This window comes from Agrobacterium sp. NPDC058088, assembly GCF_042885035.1.
GTDB lineage: Bacteria > Pseudomonadota > Alphaproteobacteria > Rhizobiales > Rhizobiaceae > Agrobacterium.
In genome coordinates this window covers 90,186-109,887 of sequence record NZ_JBHVSU010000008.1, presented here as the reverse complement: position 1 = coordinate 109,887, position 19,702 = coordinate 90,186, and the positions used below count along the sequence as shown (strand labels likewise).

General features: G+C 59.9%; 16 protein-coding genes. 9 read left to right on the top strand and 7 right to left on the bottom strand.

Features of this window, described 5'->3' with window-relative positions:
- Window positions 1–6: 6 nt before the first annotated feature.
- The 5 genes from ACFVTJ_RS19555 to ACFVTJ_RS19535 are packed head-to-tail and all read left to right on the top strand — an operon-like array spanning window position 7 to window position 4,628.
- A complete protein-coding gene (locus tag ACFVTJ_RS19555) occupies window positions 7–960 on the top strand; it encodes a substrate-binding domain-containing protein (RefSeq protein ID WP_386910240.1) in 954 nt (317 codons plus the stop codon).
- Window positions 957–1,760: an ATP-binding cassette domain-containing protein gene (locus ACFVTJ_RS19550; RefSeq protein ID WP_386910238.1), complete on the top strand. Its 804-nt coding sequence runs from the start codon at window positions 957–959 to the stop codon at window positions 1,758–1,760. Before ACFVTJ_RS19555 ends, ACFVTJ_RS19550 begins: the two co-directional genes overlap by 4 nt.
- Window positions 1,757–2,761, top strand: a complete 1,005-nt coding sequence (locus tag ACFVTJ_RS19545) for an ABC transporter permease (RefSeq protein ID WP_386910236.1) — start codon at window positions 1,757–1,759, stop codon at window positions 2,759–2,761. Before ACFVTJ_RS19550 ends, ACFVTJ_RS19545 begins: the two co-directional genes overlap by 4 nt.
- 4 nt (window positions 2,762–2,765) lie before the next feature.
- On the top strand, window positions 2,766–3,833 hold the full coding sequence (locus tag ACFVTJ_RS19540) for a phosphotriesterase (protein ID WP_386910234.1): 1,068 nt from the start codon (window positions 2,766–2,768) through the stop codon (window positions 3,831–3,833).
- 24 nt (window positions 3,834–3,857) lie between these two features.
- A complete protein-coding gene (locus tag ACFVTJ_RS19535) occupies window positions 3,858–4,628 on the top strand; it encodes a glutamine amidotransferase (RefSeq protein ID WP_386910232.1) in 771 nt (256 codons plus the stop codon).
- A 9-nt stretch (window positions 4,629–4,637) separates the two neighbouring features.
- Here the strand turns inward: ACFVTJ_RS19535 and ACFVTJ_RS19530 are convergent, their stop codons facing one another.
- A complete protein-coding gene (locus ACFVTJ_RS19530; RefSeq protein WP_386910230.1) occupies window positions 4,638–5,534 on the bottom strand; it encodes a ribokinase in 897 nt (298 codons plus the stop codon).
- Between the two features lie 24 nt (window positions 5,535–5,558).
- On the opposite strand from ACFVTJ_RS19530, the gene ACFVTJ_RS19525 reads away from it, so the two are divergent.
- Both ACFVTJ_RS19525 and ACFVTJ_RS19520 read left to right on the top strand, forming a co-directional pair.
- Entirely contained in the window at window positions 5,559–6,401 is an 843-nt protein-coding gene (locus ACFVTJ_RS19525) for a BtpA/SgcQ family protein (RefSeq protein WP_386910228.1), read from the top strand.
- 13 nt (window positions 6,402–6,414) lie between these two features.
- The gene (locus ACFVTJ_RS19520) at window positions 6,415–7,662 is read left to right on the top strand and encodes a Zn-dependent hydrolase (protein WP_386910226.1); all 1,248 of its coding nucleotides are present in this window, start codon (window positions 6,415–6,417) and stop codon (window positions 7,660–7,662) included.
- 370 nt (window positions 7,663–8,032) lie between these two features.
- On the opposite strand, the gene ACFVTJ_RS19515 is transcribed toward ACFVTJ_RS19520, so the two are convergent.
- From ACFVTJ_RS19515 to ACFVTJ_RS19505, 3 genes are all read right to left on the bottom strand, one after another.
- Window positions 8,033–12,022, bottom strand: coding sequence for a Pls/PosA family non-ribosomal peptide synthetase (locus ACFVTJ_RS19515; RefSeq protein ID WP_386910225.1), 3,990 nt, complete (start codon window positions 12,020–12,022; stop codon window positions 8,033–8,035).
- A gap of 207 nt (window positions 12,023–12,229) precedes the next feature.
- Window positions 12,230–12,922 carry an aspartate/glutamate racemase family protein gene (locus tag ACFVTJ_RS19510; protein WP_386910223.1) on the bottom strand — a complete coding sequence of 231 codons (693 nt, stop codon included), beginning with the start codon at window positions 12,920–12,922 and terminating at the stop codon, window positions 12,230–12,232.
- A 201-nt stretch (window positions 12,923–13,123) separates the two neighbouring features.
- Window positions 13,124–13,897 (bottom strand): SDR family NAD(P)-dependent oxidoreductase, encoded by a 774-nt coding sequence (locus tag ACFVTJ_RS19505; RefSeq protein WP_386910221.1) that lies wholly within the window; start codon window positions 13,895–13,897, stop codon window positions 13,124–13,126.
- Window positions 13,898–13,984: 87 nt separating this feature from the next.
- On the opposite strand from ACFVTJ_RS19505, the gene ACFVTJ_RS19500 reads away from it, so the two are divergent.
- Window positions 13,985–14,617, top strand: coding sequence for a TetR/AcrR family transcriptional regulator (locus tag ACFVTJ_RS19500; protein ID WP_386910220.1), 633 nt, complete (start codon window positions 13,985–13,987; stop codon window positions 14,615–14,617).
- A gap of 63 nt (window positions 14,618–14,680) precedes the next feature.
- Here the strand turns inward: ACFVTJ_RS19500 and ACFVTJ_RS19495 are convergent, their stop codons facing one another.
- Both ACFVTJ_RS19495 and ampC read right to left on the bottom strand, forming a co-directional pair.
- On the bottom strand, window positions 14,681–16,003 hold the full coding sequence (locus tag ACFVTJ_RS19495) for a solute carrier family 23 protein (RefSeq protein WP_386910219.1): 1,323 nt from the start codon (window positions 16,001–16,003) through the stop codon (window positions 14,681–14,683).
- Between the two features lie 257 nt (window positions 16,004–16,260).
- Window positions 16,261–17,418 (bottom strand): class C beta-lactamase, encoded by a 1,158-nt coding sequence (gene ampC, locus ACFVTJ_RS19490; protein ID WP_386910217.1) that lies wholly within the window; start codon window positions 17,416–17,418, stop codon window positions 16,261–16,263.
- A gap of 134 nt (window positions 17,419–17,552) precedes the next feature.
- On the opposite strand from ampC, the gene ACFVTJ_RS19485 reads away from it, so the two are divergent.
- Window positions 17,553–18,431 (top strand): LysR substrate-binding domain-containing protein, encoded by an 879-nt coding sequence (locus ACFVTJ_RS19485; protein WP_386910215.1) that lies wholly within the window; start codon window positions 17,553–17,555, stop codon window positions 18,429–18,431.
- Between the two features lie 9 nt (window positions 18,432–18,440).
- Here ACFVTJ_RS19485 and chrA read toward each other — a convergent pair whose 3' ends face one another.
- Window positions 18,441–19,670, bottom strand: a complete 1,230-nt coding sequence (chrA, locus tag ACFVTJ_RS19480; protein ID WP_386910213.1) for a chromate efflux transporter — start codon at window positions 19,668–19,670, stop codon at window positions 18,441–18,443.
- Window positions 19,671–19,702 lie beyond the last annotated feature (32 nt).

Here is a 19,702-nt window from a genome sequence, read left to right as displayed (position 1 = left end):
ACGATAATGCAAAATTTCAAACGTCGATATTTTTCCGCAGCGCTCGCTGCGACCGTTCTTGCCGGCGCGACCCTGTCTGCCGGTTTTGCCAACGCCGCCGAAAAGACAATTGCCCTGGTGCAGATCAACCAGCAGGCGTTGTTCTTTAACCAAATGAACGAAGGCGCGGAAAAGGCGGCCAAGGAAGCCGGCGTCAAGCTGGTGATCTTTAACGCCAACAATGACCCCGCCGCCCAGAACAGCGCCATCGAGACCTATATCCAGCAGAAAGTCGATGGCATCGCCGTGGTCGCCATCGACGTCAACGGCATCATGCCGGCCGTAAAGCAGGCGGCAGCCGCCAATATTCCCGTCGTCGCGATTGACGCCATCCTGCCGGAAGGTCCGCAGAAGGCGCAGATCGGCGTCGATAACGGCAAAGCGGGCGCCGACATGGGAAAATTCTTCCTCGACTACGTGAAGTCCGACATGGGCGGCAAAGCCAAGATCGGCGTCGTCGGTGCGCTGAACTCCTTCATCCAGAACATCCGCCAGAAGGGCTTTGAAGACACGATCAAGGACAAGACCGGCATCACGACGGCTGGTGTCGTCGATGGCCAGAACGTTCAGGACACCGCACTGTCGGCAGCGGAAAACCTCATCACCGGCAATCCTGATATGACCGCAATTTATGCCACCGGTGAACCGGCTCTTCTTGGAGCGGTCGCCGCCGTTGAAAGCCAAAGCAAGCAGAAAGACATCAAGGTGTTTGGCTGGGATTTGACCAAACAGGCGATTGCAGGCATCGATGCAGGTTATGTCGCAGGCGTCATCCAGCAGGATCCTTCCGCCATGGGTGCAGCGGCAGTCAAGGCTCTCAAGACCGTCTCCGACGGCGGCACCGTCGAAAAGACCATCGCCGTGCCGGTTACCATCGTCACCAAGGCCAATGTCGAACCCTACCGTGCGGTCTTCAAATGATTGCGGCCGGACAGCACACAGGCGCTGTCGACGGCGCCGGGGGAGATATTCTCTCCCGGCAGCCCGATCGTGAAGCGCGTATCTCCCTGCGCAATATCCGCAAGACATTCGGCTCGCATCAGGCGCTTCGCGGCGTCGATCTCGATATCTTCCCCGGCGAGTGCCTCGGTCTCGTCGGCGACAATGCGGCCGGTAAATCCACCCTCACCAAGGTGATTTCCGGCACCTACATCCCTGATGAAGGCACGATCACGATGGAAGGGGAAGCCATTCGCTTCTCCGGCCCTGCCGATGCCCGCAACCGTAACATCGAAATGGTCTTTCAGGATCTGAGCCTCTGCGACCATATCGACGTCGTCGGCAATCTCTTCCTCGGGCGCGAAATTACCAAGGGGCCCTTTCTCGACCGGCCGACCATGCTTTCGGAAGCCCGCAAGATGCTGGATGCGCTGGAGATCCGCATTCCGCGTCTCACCTCCAAGGTGGAGAAGCTGTCCGGCGGCCAGCGACAGGCAATCGCCATTGCGCGCGCGGCCTCCTTCAATCCGAAGGTCCTGATCATGGACGAGCCGACCTCAGCGCTTGCCGTTGCAGAGGTGGAAGCCGTGCTTTCGCTCATCAATCGCGTCAAGGCAAAGGGCGTGTCGGTCATCCTCATCACCCACCGCCTTCAGGATCTGTTCCGTGTCTGCGACCGCATCGCCGTCATGTATGAGGGCACCAAGGTGGCAGAACGCCAGATCAACGATACCAGCCTCGAAGACCTCGTGCGGCTGATCGTGGGAGGGCAACGCCATTGACCGTCTATACTGAACGCGCCAAAGGCTCGCCGCTTTCGGACTTTTTTGCCGAAAATGCGCAGGTGCTTTCCATCGCGGCCTTTTTTGCGCTCTGCATGGTGTTCTTCTCCGCAACCACGGATACGTTTCTGACGGCCGGCAATCTTCTGAACGTGGTCCGTCAGGCGGCGCCCATCCTGATTGTCTCCGTCGCGATGACATTCGTCATCATCACCGGCGGTATCGATCTGTCTGTCGGCTCCATGGTCGCCCTGATCAATGCCGTCGGGGCGATCCTGCTTGCAGCCGGCTACCCCTGGCCGCTGGTTGTCGTCGCCATGCTCGTGCTCGGCGGCGCGCTCGGCCTCGTGCAGGGCTGGTTCATTGCCTATCAGGGAATTCCAGCCTTCATCGTGACGCTTGCCGGCCTCTCCATACTGCGCGGCTTGGCCCTCTACATCACACAGGGCTACTCCGTGCCGATACCGGAAGCACCCGGGTTCTTTTACCTCGGACGGGGTGATTTCCTCGGCATGCCGGTCCCAGCCCTGATCGGCATCGTCGTTACCGTGATCGCCTATATCGTTCTTTCGAGCACCCGATATGGTCGTCGCGTCGTCGCCGTCGGCTCCAATCCCGAAGCGGCGCGCCGCGTGGGGATGCCAGCCAAATGGATTCTCGCCTCGGTCTATCTGGCCGCGGGCGTTGCCTCGGCCATTGCCGGCCTGATGATTGCGGCGCGGCTGGGATCTGGATCCTCGAATGCGGCGGTTGGTTTCGAGCTTCAGGTGGTTGCGGCCGTGGTTCTCGGCGGCACATCGCTGATGGGCGGTCGCGGCACCATTCTCGGCACGGTTCTGGGCACCATGACCATCGCCGTCATCGGCAATGGCCTTATCCTCATGCATATCTCTCCCTTCTTCACCCAGATCGTGACGGGCGCCATCATTCTCGCAGCAATCTGGCTCAACACGCGCATCTTCACCGCCAACTTCCGCCTCGGCGCGAAGAGAAAGGGGTGATGCGATGACCACGGAACTCTCTGAGGGACATATCCGGTCGGGAAAGATCATGACCGTGCGTGGCGCAATCGCTGCGGACCAGCTTGGCATCACCCTGATGCACGAGCACATTCTCAACGATTGCCGTTGCTGGTGGCACGCCCCCAGGACACCGGAGCGGCAATATCTTGCCGAAGGCTTCGTCTGCATGGAAATCCTCGGCGAGTTGCGTCAGGACCCATTCGTCAACAAGCACAATATCACGCTCGACGACGAACCGCTGGCGATTGCGGAGCTGAAGGATTTCGTCACGGCCGGTGGACAGACCGTTGTGGAACCAACCTGTCAGGGCATCGGCAGAAATCCGTTGGCATTGCGGAGGATTTCGGAGGCAACCGGGCTCAACGTCGTGATGGGAGCGGGTTATTACCTTGCGTCCTCCCACCCCGAAAAAGTGGCCGGGCTCACGGTCGAAGCCATAGCCGACGAGATCGTGCACGAGGCGCTCCACGGTGTCGATGACACCGATGTCCGCATCGGCCTGATCGGCGAAATCGGGGTATCGGCGGATTTCACGGCCGCTGAGGAAAAGTCCCTTCGAGGAGCTGCGCAGGCGCATGTTCGCACCGGCCTTCCCGTCATGGTTCATCTGCCGGGATGGCTCCGGCTGGGGCACAGGGTTCTCGACATCGTCGCAGATGAGGGAGCGGATCTGAACCATACAGTTCTCTGCCACATGAACCCGTCCCACGCGGACATCGCCTACCAGAGCGAACTCGCAGGCCGCGGCGCCTTCATCGAATATGACATGATCGGCATGGATTTTTTCTATGCCGATCAGCAGGTCCAGTGCCCCAGCGACGAGGATGCTGCCCGGTCGATCGTCACGCTGGTGGAAGGCGGTTACCTCGACCGCATTCTGCTTTCCCACGACGTCTTCCTGAAAATGATGCTGACGCGGTATGGCGGCAATGGTTACGCCTATATTCTCAGACACTTCCTGCCGCGTCTGAAGCGGCACGGGCTCGATGACGCCACTCTTCAAACTCTCATGCGGGACAATCCGCGCTCGGTCTTCCAGGCGAAGACCTGACGAAACTATGGAAATGGAAAGATCATGACAAAAAAAGTGCTCCTCGTCGGTGAAAGCTGGGTCAGCTCCGCCACCCACTACAAGGGCTTCGATCAGTTTGGCAGCGTCACCTTTCATTTGGGTGCAGAACCGCTGGTGAAGGCTCTGGAAGGCAGCGAATATGAGCTGACTTACATGACCGCCCATGATGCGGTGGAGAAGTTCCCCTTCGAGATGGCGGGGTTAGATACCTATGACGTCATCATTCTCTCGGATATCGGCGCAAATTCTCTCCTGCTGCCGCCGGCCGTCTGGCTGCAGTCGAAGACCGTGCCGAACCGTTTGAAACTTATCAAGGCATGGGTGGAAAAGGGTGGCGGCCTGCTGATGGTCGGCGGCTATTTTTCCTTCCAGGGTATCGACGGCAAGGCCCGCTGGCGCCGCACGCCAGTGGAAGACACGCTTCCGGTTACCTGCCTTCCGTGGGACGACCGCGTGGAAATTCCGGAAGGCTCGACGGCCAACGTTCTGAAACCCGACCATCCGACCGTTGCTGGTCTTTCCGGCGAATGGCCTCTACTGCTTGGTGTCAACGAGGTCGAGGTCCGTGACCGCGCCGATGTCGAGGTGGTTGCCCGCCTGCCGGAAGATCAGGGTTCCCATCCGCTGCTCGTCACCGGACGTTTCGGCAAGGGCCGCACGGCTGCCTGGACATCCGACATTGGTCCGCACTGGCTGTCTCCCGCCTTCTGCGAATGGGACGGCTATGGGCGCCTGTGGAAGAACATTCTCGGCTGGCTGTCGGAAAAGCCGTGATCGGCAGGCTCAAGCCCGCAGGATGGTCATCAGTTCTTCATGGCTGGGAAAGGCATCCTGTGTACCACGGCGGCCGACCGTGATGGCTGCTGCCCTTGCGGCATCTTCAAGGGCACGCGCATCCACGGCGACGCCGCGACGTGTAGCGGAGGCGAGCGCAACACCCGTGAAGCAATCGCCGGCACCCGTGGTGTCGACAATCGTGGCCGGCACGGCCGGCACCTCGATGACACCATCGGCGGACACGAGCACGCAGCCCTGTCCGCCGAGTGTGACGATGACGCGGCCGACACCCGCGCTCAGCAGGAAAACGCCTGCCCCGGCGCCGGTTTCGCCGGTCAGCGCCTCAGCCTCGATGCGATTGAGGACGGCAATGTCGATGAGCGGCAGGACGCTTGCGAACCAGGGTTGCAGAGGCGACGGATTGAAGGCCGCCTTTAGCCCCTTCGATCTCGCGGCGTTGAGAATGGCGAGGGTGGTTTCTTCCGAGAGGTTGCCCTGGAGGATGACGAGGTCACCGGATACGGCATCACCGAGTGCCTCCAAGGCAGCGTCTTTATCAAGCGCTGCAGCTGCGGACCGGGTGGTGATGATGGAGTTTTCGCCGTCCGGAGTGGTCAGGATGATGGAGATATCGCTGGTGGCGCTGTCGACCGTAATAAGCTTTGGTGTCAGGTGCTCGCGGGTGAGCGCCTTTCCAATTGCAATGGCACGGTCGTCCCTGCCGACGGCGGCAACCAGAGTGGTTTCGACACCGCAGCGTGAAAGAACAATGGCCTGGTTGCAGCCTTTGCCTCCTAGACTGCGCGAGGCCTGCTCGCCGAAGATTGAAGCGCCTGCCTCCGGCAGTGCGGCAATGGAATAGGTTTCATCAAGTGCGATATTGCCGATAACAAAGGCACGCATGGAGAACTTTCGAAAGGGACTGAAATGCAGACCATATCCGACAACGCGGCCAATGCTATCAAGGAAATTTTCGGTCGCAACAAGGCGCTGATCGGCATGATCCATTGCCCGGCCTTTCCCGGAGCGCCGCGTTATCGCAGCGCGAGCATGGATACCATCTACGACGCGTGCATGCGCGATGCTGATCGCCTCGTCGAAGGCGGGATGCACGGGCTGATCATCGAAAATCATGGGGACGTGCCTTTCTCCAAGCCCGACGATATCGGACCGGAAACCTCAGCCTTCATGAGCGTGGTGACAGACCGTATCGTTCGTGCCACCGGCGTTCCCGTTGGCATCAACGTGCTGGCAAATGCCCCCATCCCCGCCTTCGCCATCGCCATGGCGGGCGGGGCAAAGTTCATCCGCGTCAATCAATGGGCCAATGCCTATGTGGCCAATGAGGGTTTCATGGAGGGGCGCGCAGCCGAGGCGATGCGTTACCGTTCGCTGCTGCGGGCAGAGCACATCAAGGTTTTTGCCGATAGCCATGTCAAGCACGGCGCGCACGCCATCACGGCAGATCGCAGCATTGATGAACTGACGCGCGACCTTGCCTTCTTCGACGCCGACGGAGTCATCGCGACAGGCCAGCGCACCGGCAACAGTGCGACCATGGAAGAAATCGAGGAAATCGGTGCGGCCACACATTTGCCGCTGCTGGTCGGGTCGGGCGTCAATGAAGGAAATATCGTCGACATCCTCAAACGCACCAGCGGCGTGATCGTGGCCTCATCGCTGAAGGAAGGCGGCGTCTGGTGGAACCCGGTCGAGCTGGCGCGGGTACGTTCCTTTGTTGCCGCAGCCCGCCCCGGCCTTGAAGTCTGAGGGAAAAACAGCGATGGCAAAGTTTTCGATCAACGGTGAAAGACTGCTGGCAAATCTAGACCGGTTTGCAACAATCGGAGCAACCGAAAAGGGCGGCGTCAACCGGCAGGCGCTGACCGGACTGGATCGTGAGGCAAGACGGCTGCTGGCGGACCTCGCCATCAGCAGGGGATTTTCGGTGTTTCAGGATCCCGTCGCCAATCTTTTCATTCGCCGCAGCGGCCGCGACGAAACACTTTCGCCGCTTCTGATCGGCAGCCACCTTGACAGCCAGCCCGCAGGCGGCCGGTTTGATGGAGCGCTGGGGACGCTTTCGGCATTCGAGGTTCTCGAAACACTTGAGGACCTGGAGATCGAGACGGAACGGCCGGTCGAGGTCGTCGCCTTTACCAACGAGGAAGGTTGCCGTTTCGCTCCGGGCTGCATGGGATCGATGGCTTTTGCCTCCCGAAAAATACCGCAGGACTGGATGAAGCTCCTTGCCACGGATAACGGCGCCGATTTTGCGGGCGAGCTTTCCGCAACCCTGGAAAGCCTGCCGGAAGCCAAAATGCGCGATCTCGGCTTTCCGGTATTTGCTTATATCGAGGTCCACATCGAACAGGGTCCGTCTCTTGAGAAACAGGGCGTTCCTATTGGAATAGTGACGGGCATACAGGGCACACGCTGGCTGGAAGTATCCATCACCGGCCAGACAGCTCATGCGGGCACCACGGCGCTGCCGTACCGGCGCGACCCCCTCCATGCGGCTGTCAATGCACTTGGATTGCTGTTCCCCGCCATGATGCCGCAGGATCCCGCCGCCCGCTTCACCGTCGGACGAATTGCATTGCAGCCCGGCGCCGTCAACGCCATCCCGCAGACAGTCACCTTTACGGTGGATATCAGACATCCATCATCCGACGCGCTTGACGCAATGGAGAATAAAATTCATGCCGTGATCCAGACGGCAGCGAGCGATCAAAATTGTGAAGCAACGATCGCACAGATCTTCGACATGCCGCCGGCTAATTTCCCCGAGCATATTCTCAAGAGGTTGGATAGCGCCGCACTGGAGCGGAGTTTCGTGACGCAACGCATGTTGTCCGGCGCGTTTCACGACGCCCTTTTCATCAATCGCGTCGCTCCATCAGCAATGATCTTCGTTCCATGCCGGGATGGTCTTAGTCATAATGAGTGCGAATACGTCGAGCCCGAACACAGTGTGGCCGGATGCAACATGCTTTTGGCCTCGGTACTTCAAGTTCTTGTTGTTACCTAAGGATCGGCACTCACCTGAGGATCCACTCTAGTCCGATTGACCGCTGCCTACTCCAATTGGGGTATGAAAAGCTTTGTATATGCGCCATATTCAATATATCTCATAATTAATTTAGGAGCATATTGATTGCGTTATGTATTGGTGCAGATTGGACCTTGCGGCGAGGAGCCCGTTTTTGAAACTGACGATATTTCGCAGTGCGCACGGTGGATCAGGCGACAGAACCGAGATAATGGCGCATTTTCCGAACGGGATTACAAGGTGATCGATCGTCACATGGATGCTGAAGTTCCGCCCGCGGCCAATTTTCTGTAACGGCATCCCCGCCGCTGGCGGCGGAGATGAAAAGGGGATGCCAGCGCGAACTCACTCATGCATTGCGCACAAGCTGGGCCGGAGACCCCTCCCACGATGTTCCGGCCGGCAGCGTCTCGCCTTTCATGACCACGGAAAGATCGCCAAGCTGGGCGTCCTCCCCGATTTCGGCATCGTAGAGCACAATAGCATAGGAGCCGATCACCGCCCGGTCAGCGACCGTTACGCCACTCACTTTCATGACGCGGTCTTCAAACAGGTGGGTTTGCAGGCCGGAGAATTCATTGAGCGCAACTTCGTCGCCAATCCGCACCAGATCATGTTCGGTGATGTCTGTCGTATCGATATAGCAGTCGCGGCCGATCTTGCAGCCGAGAAGACGAAGATAAAAGGCGAGCCATGGCGTTCCCCGCAACGGTTGAAGCAGGTTCGGCACCGCGAGGTTTTCATAGGTCGCCGTCACCAGCTCGGTTCGCCATACGAAGGTACTCCAGAGCGGCTTCGTCGTCGGTTTATAGCGCCCCATCACCAGCCATTTCAGCGCAACGACGGAGAGACCGCAGGCGAGCGCGAAACCGATATAAAGGAACGGGAAAATCAAGGCGATCAGCGACTGGCTGTCGTCGTAATCCTGGATATCGCCGACCATCGAGAAGAGCAGGCTGAAAAATGCCAGAAATAACGTCAGTGGCAGGATCACGCGGATGGCCTCGATGGCAAGGCGCATCGCGACGAGGCGCGGCCGCGGGTTGAAGCGCGCACCCTCGTCGAACAGGCCGACGGCTTGCCGCACGGGCAACGAAATCGGCGGGGAACCGAACCAGGTCCCATCCGGCTGCTCGGCGCCGCCATCTGCCGGCGGCTTGGAAAGCACGCCGATCAGGACGCCATCGGCAATGGTTGCACCGGTTGGCAAAAGAGCCGAATTGCCGATGAAGGAACGCCGCCCGATCCGGGTATGCGCAAGTTCGATAACACCCGGCTCATGGCGCGCCGCACCGAAGACAACCGCATCGGCAATGAAGCTCTCAGGCCCGATATCAACGAGGTCGGGCACGATTTTCGCAGCTGTCGAGATTTCGGCGCGTTTGCCGATCCGCACGCCAAGCGCGCGATACCAGGGGATTACGTAGAGCGTCGCATAGATCGGATGAAGCAGCGCCAGTGCCAGATCGGTCACCTGCTGGACGAACCAGAATCGCAGGTAGAACCAGCTATGGATGGAATATCGCCCGGGCCGCACCGGACCAAGGATCAGGCGCTTGGCGGCAACCGTCAGAACGCACATGAGGATGATGTAGGTCAGCGCGAGGAACGGCGAAATCAGCAGGTAGGAATACCCATCCGTATTCCAGTCGATCTCGATCATCGCGATCAGACCCGGCGCAATCGGCAGGATGGCGACGAGCGGAAGAATGGCGGCGGCGATGAAAAGCCCGAAGCCGACCAGCAGGCGGCGCAGGAACCCAGCCTCCTCATCCCGCTTGGCAACACGCCCGGTCGCGATACATTTGGCGGGAGAACCGCTCCAGCTTTCGCCTGCCGGGATCGACTGGTTCATCGGCAGGGACGACAGATCGTCCAGCACGGCAGCATCGCCAACCGCGCTGTTACGTCCGACCACCGACATGGTGCCGATAAACGCGCTCTTGCCAATTGAGACAGGCCCGATGCGGAGCAGTCCCCGCTCGACCGAACTCGTTGCCAGCATGGCATAGTCGCTGACGATGGCATCATCGCCGATGCTGACCAGATCGGCCGTATCGATGCTGACGGTTCCGATGAAGGCACGTCGACCGATCTTGGCGCCGAGCAGCCGGTAATAGAAGCGGATCATCGGCGTGCCGCTGAGATAGGGCGTGGCGATGATGTCGGAGAGGCGTCTAACCAACCACCAGCGCAGATAATAGCTGCCCCACAGCGGGTAGTTGCCGGGCTTGTAGCGGCCGATAATCAGCCATTTGACGGCAATCGCGAATACCATTCCCAATGGCGGAATGAAAACGAAGCTCAGGCCGCCGAGAAGCAGCGCCGATACGCGACCGAAATCTTCGACCAGATAGGTGTAGGCGAGATAGGGGAAAAACCACTGCAGCCCCGCCACCGCATATATCGGCACCAGAGCAATCGTCTGGAGCGCCCAGCACAGGCGCTTCTGGAAGTCACTGACGCGATGAAACGGCTCGAGTACAACGGTATCGGCCATCACGCGGTCGCGCAGCCGTTCTGCAAGCCGCCGGATGGTAGGGGCGGCATAGAGGTCCTGAATGGAAACGCCGGAAAGGCCTGGCGATTTGCGGATTGCCGAGGCAAGCCGGGCAGCCTTCAGCGAATGGCCGCCGAGATCCTCGAACAGATCGTCCTCAACTGAAACCTTCTGTGGCGCGAAAGCCTCCGACCAGATGGCGTGAAGCTGTATTTCAAGCGGCGTTTCGGGCGCGACCGTTTCCCGATCCGAAACGGCGACGACGACCGGACGCTGCAGCGCCTTTCGATCGACCTTGCCGGAGGCAGGAAGCGTCGGCAGCGCATCCAGTACCTGATAGGCGACCGGCCGCATATAGTTCGGCAGACGATCATTCACACGTTTGCGGGCGGCTTCGATGTCGATTGCGGCATTTCCCCGTGCAACGAGGAATGCGGCCAGGAGTTCCGATCCGTCATTATCACGGAAAAGATGGACGACGGCCTGCGCGACCGACGCATCTTCGGCAATCACCGCTTCGATTTCCGCCAACTCGACGCGGAAACCGCGAATTTTCACCTGCGTATCGATACGCCCCATGAATTCGATGTCACCAACGGCATCGAGACGCACGAGGTCGCCCGAACGATAAATCCGGGCAGGCAGCCCATCCGGTCCGTTAAACGGCGTATAGACGAATTTGTCTGCGGTGAGATCGGGACGGTTCACGTAGCCGCCGCTGAGGCCCGGGCCGCCGATGACAAGTTCACCTTCGGCGCCCGCAGCCACCGGCCAGAGTTTGTCGTCAACGATCCAGGCCGTATATCCCGGCAGCGGCCGGCCGATGGTGACGCGGCGTCCGCGCTGCACCTCGGTCCAGGTTGCCGTGACAGTCGTTTCGGTCGGTCCGTAGGTGTTGAGAATCCGAAGACCCGGACGCGCCCAGCGGTCGACGAGGTCGGGCGGACATGCCTCGCCGCCCAGATTGACGACGCGGAGCGTGGGTATTTCGGCCTCGACGAGGGTGAAAAGCGACGGCACGACATGCCAGACAGTCACGTTTTCAGCTGCGAGCGTAAAAGCCACGTCAGGCCCGGCCTTGTGCAGGGCCTCGGTCGCGACAAGCAGCTCGGCGCCGGCGGAAAACGCGCTCCACATCGTCTCGATCGACATGTCGAACGCAATACTGAACCCGCCGAAAACCCGGTCGCTCTCTTCAATCGCGAGGATTGCGCCTTCAGAGCGCAAGAAATGACAGGCGCTGCGATGGGAAATCATCACGCCCTTCGGACGGCCGGTGGTCCCCGATGTGTAGATGATATAAGCGAGGTCATCCGGAGACGCACCGGTTTCGGCGCGCGTGATCGCCAAGGCATCCTGCGCAGCAAGATCGCCGAGCGTCTCGTTGACCACAAGCGTTTTCACCCGCATGCCGCCGGCCCGTTCGGCATCCGTGACGATCAGTGTGGCGCCGCTATCCTCGGCAATGAAATCGATGCGATCCTGCGGATAGCTCCAGTCAACCGGCACATAACAGGCGCCAGCCGAGAGGGTGCCGAGGATGGCCATATATTGATCGAGGCCGCGCGGCAGGCAGATGACGACGCGATCCCCGCGCTGAACCCCCATGGCACGAAGCTGGCGGGCAAACCGGGTGGCGCGCTCGGCCAGTTGCGCGTAGCTGAGCTCGGTACGGCGGCTGTTCTCGGGATCATGGCCAAGCAGCCTCACGGCGCATTTGGCTTGAAATCGTTTGGCTATCTGCTCGAATATCTCGTGCAGCATCTCATCGCGGGCATAAGGCTCGTCCTCGCGGACTGGAAGCGACGGCGCAATCGGCGCAAATACTGTGGGTTCCAACTGCCTTTCGGCGGTCACATTCCGATCCATAGGGTCACCAGGCATGTCAAATTGATGCCCCTATACATGATTTGGAATTGCGCCGATAGGAGGCGCAATCAGCCACCAGCAACTGTCATCTGGGGTGATGCGGGAATGCCCCACGGTCATTCACGGCGCAAAGGCAGACCTCTCGGAATTCGGATCGGCGAAAGGCGCGCCGTGTCCTCACGTTGCAAGAGCGAGATCGATAGCCGCTTCGCAATGGATGAGCGTGGTATCGAAGACCGGAACCGAAACATTGGTTTGATTGAGGAGCATACCGACCTCGGTACAGCCGAGGATCATACAGTCCGCACCCGCATCGACCAGACGCCGGGCGACGTTTTCATAGGTCGAACGGCTCTCTTCCCGGATGATGTCCTTGCAGAGTTCGTCGTAGATGATGCGGTGTACCTCCCTGCGGTCATCAACGTCAGGAAGGACGGCATGAAGCGACGCCGCAACCAGCCTGTCCCTATAGAAGCTCTGCTCCATGGTGAAGGCAGTTGCTATCAGGCCCGGCCGGCTGAGCCCGGCACGCAATATACGATCAGCGGTAGCATCAGCGATATGCAACAACGGAATGTCGACACCATCCATCATGTCGCGAGCGAGCTTGTGCATCGTGTTGGTCGCGAGCAGGATGAAATCCGCCCCACCCCGCTGCAACGCCCTGGCTTCCGCGTTCAATATGGTTGCGGCGGCATCCCACTCCCCACGCGCCTGCAATGTCTCGATCTTCGCGAAATCGAGCGAGCGTATCAAAAGTTCTGGCGAATGGAGGCCGCCGAGGCGGTCTCGGGTGATCTCGCAAAGCTTGCGATAATAGATCTGCGTCGATGCGGCAGACATGCCGCCGAGAATTCCTATAATTTTCATCTGCTGATCATCAATGCGTTTGGTGGAATGGGAAATCGACGCCCGGTGGAATTGTCGGCATATTCTGGCACAGGCCGACTACGGGTCTCAAGCCCACATGCTGGCGCGACCGGACCACAAGCCCCCCCCGGAGTCCTATCACGCTATAGCCAGATGCGAGGTGGCCCCGACGACTGCACCGCGCGGGGTCACCTTCGGACATCAGATTCGCGCGCCGCCCGTCGCATCGATCATCTGCCCGGTTGTCCAACGGGCATCATCGGAGGCAAGGAACGTGATGACGTCAGCGATGTCCTCGGCACGGCCGATCCGTGAGAACACTGACAGGGCTTCGGCGCCCGCGCGCGCTTCCGGCGCCGCCAGCCATCCGGCGTTCATATCGGTTTCAGTCACGCCCGGAAGCATCGAATTGACGGTGATGCCGCGTTGGCCGAACTCCGGCGCAAGCGCCAGCGTCAATGTTTCGAGCGCGCCCTTGGAAGCGGCATAGGCCGGATGCGTCGGCGCTGCGATGCGGGTAAAACCGGTGGAAATATTGATGATGCGGCCATTGTCGCGGAGATGGTCGGCTACTGCCTGGATCAGGAAGAAGGGCGATTTGAAGTTGATCGTCATCAACTCGTCGAACGCCGCTTCGGTCATGTCCTTCAACGGTGTCGCCGGCGCAATGCCCGCATTATTGACGAGAATATCGAGCGATGGGGTGCCTGTGAAAGCGATTGATGCTTCTTTGAACTGCTCCCAAAGACTGTCCGTTGCCGCTTTTCCCCCGCGTAGATCAGCCTTAAAAGCGACTGCCTTCGAGCCGAGGGCTTCGATCTCGCGGATCGTCGCCTGTGCGGCATCAGGGTTTGCGCCATAATGGACGCCGATAAGACCAGCGCCCTCTTTCGCAAAAGCGAGCGCAGCGGCACGGCCGATGCCCCTTGAACTCCCTGTTATGAGGGCAATTTTGTTCGACAGTTTTTGAGACATGGATCACTCCGTTGCGATTTAACTAGCGATCGATATAATAAAAGCGGAACATGATCTGTCAATATTTTTATAGTGATCGATACAATAATGTCTGAAACAACGCGAAAACGCGGCAGGCCGCGCCTGCTCGATCGGAATACAGGGCTCGACATCGCAGCCCGGCTGTTCTGGGAACGGGGATATGAGGGAACCTCGGTGGCGGATCTCACCCATGCCATGGGGATCACGCCACCCTCTCTTTATGCGACCTTCGGTTCGAAGGAAGAATTGTTCCGGCTGGCGCTCGATTATCACATCACGCAGCAAGGCGAACGCCGTGCCGCAATCCTGCAGGCGAGAATACCGGCCCGCGAGGCGCTCGCGGCTTACCTCTACGACATTGCTGAAGGCGACACCCAGCCGGACAAGCCGCGCGGATGCATCGTTTCGACCGCCGTTCTCCAGCATTCGGAAGAGAACACCTCCGTCGCCCGCACCGCGGCGGCATGGCGTGAGGCGGCGATGCAGGTTCTGAAGGAACGGTTCGACCGCGCCATACAGGACGGTGAGCTACCGGAAGAAACCGATACGAACACGCTTGCGCGCTTTTACGGCGCCATCATTCAGGGCATGTCCGCCCAGGCTTGCGATGGGGCATGCACGGCGACGTTGAAGGCCGTGGTCGACGTGGCGCTGATGGCGTGGCCGGGAAAACAAGGCGCCACCAGCCGCCGGGGTTGAACCACCAGCGACTTGGAGATTGCGCGCCGATGCCTTCCAAGCCATCGCCGGTAGTGCTCAGTCTTATTTGCCTTGCGCTGCTTTGCCGAGACCCAGCAGGTGATAGAACGCAATCGCGCCAATCGTCGCCGTGCCGATGCCATCCAGCGTGAAACCGGCGACATTGAGCTTGAAATTGCCCGCACCCAGAACCAGCGCGATACCCACGGTGATGAGGTTGCGCGGCTCGGAGAAATCCACCTTGTTTTCCACCCAGATGCGCCCTGCGGTCGCCGCGATTAGGCCGAAGACCACGACAGACAGACCGCCGATGACGGGTCCGGGTATCGTCTGTATGAGGGCGCCGAATTTCGGTGAGAAGCCGAGGATGATGGCCACCAGTGCCGCGACGATGAAGACGAGCGTCGAGAAGATGCGGGTGATCGCCATAACGCCCATGTTCTCGGCGTAGGTCGTCATGCCCGTGCCGCCGAAGGCACCGGAAAACATCGTCGCAATGCCGTCACCGATAAAGGCGCGGCCGAGATAAGGATCGAGATTGCGGCCGGTCATCGCGCCGATCGCCTTGATATGCCCGAGATTTTCCGCCACCAGAATGACGACGACCGGGGCGATCAGGGCAATCGCCGATGCGGAAAACACCGGCGTGGTGAAGGTCGGCAATCCGAACCAGGATGCAGCCGCAACGCCTGTAAAATCAACGGGCTTGCCGAGACCGAAGCCGTTTGCAAGCACGAGATAGGCAAGATAGGCAATCGCGCCGCCGAGAAGAATGGGCAGCCGGCGCGTCATGCCGGGCGCATAGACCGCGATCGCACCGACCGACATCACCGTCAAAATCGCAATCCAGCGCGACAACTGGTCGCCATCGGGATTGCCCGGACCGGTGCCGGAGGCGCTGGCGATCGCAATGGGTGCCAGCACGAGGCCGATTGCGGCGACGATCGCACCGGTCAGAACCGGCGGCATCAGCTTTTCGATCCAGTTATGGCCAACGATCATGACGATGACGCCGATCAGCGCATAAAGCACGCCGGCCGCGATGATGCCGCCGAGTGCCAACGCAATATCAGGACTGGCCGCACCCGCGGCCGCCCCCGTCGCCACCAGCACGGGGCCGATGAAAGCAAAGGACGAACCGAGATAGCTCGGCACACGCCCGCCGACGGCGATGAAGAAGATCAGCGTCGAGATGCCAGAAAACAGGATGGAAACGTTCGGATCGAAGCCCATGATCAGCGGCGCAAGAACGGTGGAACCGAACATAGCCACCACATGCTGCAGACCGAGCACTGCGGTCTGCCCGGCGGGCAGCCGCTCGTCCGGCATGATACGCCCTTCGGTTTTCAGCCGCCAGCGAGGAAAATAACCACCCGTATCGCTCATCGTCGTCCCCCCATGAAGTGCACGACATCAATCTTCCGGGCTTTCCCGCCCCGGTTCATCGCCGTGCAAAAAATATCTGCTCTTTGTGATTTGCGCCCGTCGTCCGAGACCGAATCGGTTGCCGGCGCATCTTTTCCCGGTTAGCGCGATTGCCAACCGCTGTCATCGGGATTGGATTGTTTCCCACCGTTACGCGTTTCGGCGCAGGAGCACTCAGCTCCCGCGCCGAAACAAAGACATCAAAACGACGGATAGCGTTATTGCGCCTTTTCGAGCGCCGTCAAAATTTCATAGGCCGCGGAGACCCGCTCCTCGTTGGGATAGTTTTTATTGGCCAGAATGACGATGCCCAATTTCTCCTTGGGTATGAACGCCACATAAGCGCCAAAACCATTGGTGGAGCCGGTCTTGTTGATGAAAACGTCATCGCGCGGTTTCATCGGCGGCGTTATTTCAGAAACCGGCACCGTCTTCAGAAGCGCACCGCCGTTCAGCTCCATCAGTGTTTTGAGGGGAGCCGGATGGGTATATTGTTCCCAGACCATGTCCTGCGTCATGGCGCCGACGCTGAAATATCCCGTGTGGGTGTTGGTAATCGCCTGCTGAATTTTTCCGTCCAGTTTTTCGAGACCCATATTGGCATTGACGAAACGGATCATGTCTTCCACCGTCGATTTGACGCCGTAAGCCTCGGAGGAAAGAACGCCCGGCGTTACGCGGGTTGGTTCGCCGTTTCTTTTATAACCCTGGGCGTAATCATCCATCTTCGCGTTGGGCACGAGGGTAAAGGTGTTCTTCAGGCCGAGCGCGGGGAAAAGCGTATCCTGCATGGCTTCATCGAAGCCCTGCCCCATCGCCTTTGCCGTGATATAGCCGAGCATGCCGATGCTGGGATTGGCATAACTTCTGTGGGTTCCAGCCTTGTATGAGGGTTTCCAGCTCTTGAGATAGGCCATCAGTTGCTGTTCCGTCTTGACGTTGTCGGGCACCTGAATGGGAAAACCGCCGGCGGTGTGGGTACCAAGATGCAGCAGCGCGACGTCGCCGAAAGGTTTTCCGTTCATGGACGGAAGATAGTCGCTGACCTTGCTCGACAGTGACAGCTCGCCATTCAGTTCGGCAAAGGTGCTGAGCGTGACTGTAAAGGTCTTTGAAATGGAGCCAAGTTCGAAAAGCGTCTGCGGGGTGACGGGCTTCTCCGTAGCCTGGGACAGGACGCCATAGGTGAAGATGTGGTTTTCGCCATTGATGCTGATACCGACGGCCAGACCCGGAATGCCGTTTTTCTCCATGACGGGTTTGATTGCGGCATCCGTTATCGCTTTCAGCCTGCCGTCATCGGCGGCATAAGCCTGCGCGGCAAGGCCCGTCGAGACCAGTGCGGCCAGTGCAATATGTCTGCGGTTAAATTTCATCTTTCGCGTTCTCCAAAACCTCAGGTGGATTTTCAGCGTGACCGCCGCTCCCAGCGAAAAGACGTGTAGCCGCCCTACATTGCACGAACAAACCATGATATCTCGGAGGAGACACAAGAAAATCTAGGTCTTGAATGGTTCGGCAATTTCTTCCCCTAAACGGCTTGCGGGCCTTCGAGGCATCAGCCCGGCATTTGAGCTTTACCCGCGCGGCGATTGAACTCTGCGTGACGCAGGCGGCTGTCAGCCAGCAGGTGAAAGGGCTGGAAAAGCGGCTGGGTGTCGCCCTTTTCCAGCGGCTTCCACGCGGTCTGAAAATCACCGCCGAGGGCGAAGCCCTGTTGCCGACGGTGACCAGTTCCTTCGACCAGATGGCGACGACGCTTGACCGGATCGAGGCTGGACAGGTGCGCGAATTATTGTTTCTCGGCGTCGTGGGCACATTTGCCGTCGGCTGGCTGCTGCCGCGGCTGGCCGCATTTCAAAAGCGGCATCCGTTTATCGATGTGAGGGTCTCCACCAATAACAACCGGGTAGACATGGCGGCGGAGGGGCTGGATTTCGCCATTCGTTTCGGTCAGGGCTCATGGCATGGCACGGATGCCTTCCGGCTGTTCGAGGCGCCGCTTTCACCGCTATGCACGCCAAAATTGGCGGAAACGCTGAAAGAGCCCGCCGACCTCATGGATGCAACATTGCTGCGCAGCTACCGGGCCGATGAGTGGAGCACATGGTTTGCCGCGGCGGGTGTTTCACCGGCGGCGCAGGTGAACGCCGGCATCGTTTTCGACACGTCGCTCGGCATGATGGAAGCGGCGCTTCAGGGGCTGGGCGTGGCGCTCGCACCGCCCTCAATGTTTTCGCGGCATCTGGCCTCCGGCGCGATCACGCAGCCCTTTCCCGTCACCATTTCGCTTGGAAGCTATTGGCTGACCCGCCTGCAATCGAAACCGCAGACACCAGCCATGCAGGCCTTTTCCGAGTGGCTGTTCGAGACCATCGGTGCCGCGTGACCGGCTCTGTTACAGCAAGGTGAGCAGAACGCCGCCCGCCGCGCAGAGCAAAACCACGGCCCATGGCGGCGTTCTCCACACTGTCAGCAGGATAAAGCCCGTGAGCGCAAGGGTAAAATCCTTTGGCGTGAAGATCGCGCTCGTCCAAACCGGATCATAAAGGGCGGCACCAAGAATGCCGACAACGGCGGCATTTGCCCCGCGCATGGCCGCCTGCACCGTCAAATATTTGCGGAAACTTTCCCAGAAGGGCAGTGCGCCGACGAGCAGCAGCATACCCGGCAGGAAAATCGCGACGAGTGCGATGGCGGCGCCTGCCACGCCGTTGGGCTGCGGACCCACCACCGCACCGAGATAGGCCGCGAAAGTAAAGAGCGGGCCGGGCACAGCCTGTGTCGCGCCATAACCGGCAATGAAAGCGTCTTTCGTGACCCATCCGGTCGCGCCGACTTCCGATTGCAGCAGCGGCAGCACCACATGGCCGCCGCCGAAGACCAGCGCGCCGGCGCGATAAAATGCGTCAAACAGAGAGAGACCCTGCGACGCCGCCACCGCCGCAAGCAACGGCAGAAGGCCGAGAAGCAGGGCGAAGGTAGAGAGCGCAATATATCCGACACCTTTCGACACCCGGAAGCTGAGATGGGTGGCCTGCCCGGCGGCACCGGAGCGGCAGAAAACAAGCCCGGCAATTGCGCCGACGGCAAGCGCCAGAACCTGCCCGAAGGCACCGGCGACAAACACCACACAGACAATGCCGACGAGCGCGATGCTGGCCCGCTGCCGATCTGGCGTGAGGCTTTTCGCCATGCCCCAGACCGCCTGGGCCACAACGGCCACGGCGACGATCTTCAGCCCATGCAGGAGGCCGGTGCCAATAGGCCCCTCGATGGAGGCGGCGACCATGGCGAAGAGAAAGAGGAGAATGGCGGAAGGCAAGGTAAATGCTGTCCAGGCCGCCAGCGCACCGAGCGGTCCTGCCCTGAGCAACCCCAGCGAAAAGCCTACCTGACTGGAGGCCGGGCCGGGCAGAAACTGGCAGAGCGCCACCAGATCGGCATACCCCGCCTCATCGATCCATTTGCGCCGCACGACCAGCTCGTCGCGGAAATAACCAAGATGCGCGATAGGGCCGCCGAAGGAAGTGATCCCGAGCTTCAGGAATGCTGCGAAAACCTCGCCCGGCGTGCCTTGCGGCGCCTTGTTACCTTCACGTTCCTGCGATGCCACACCTATCTCCATACGGTGCCGAACGACTCATCGGCACCGGGTGG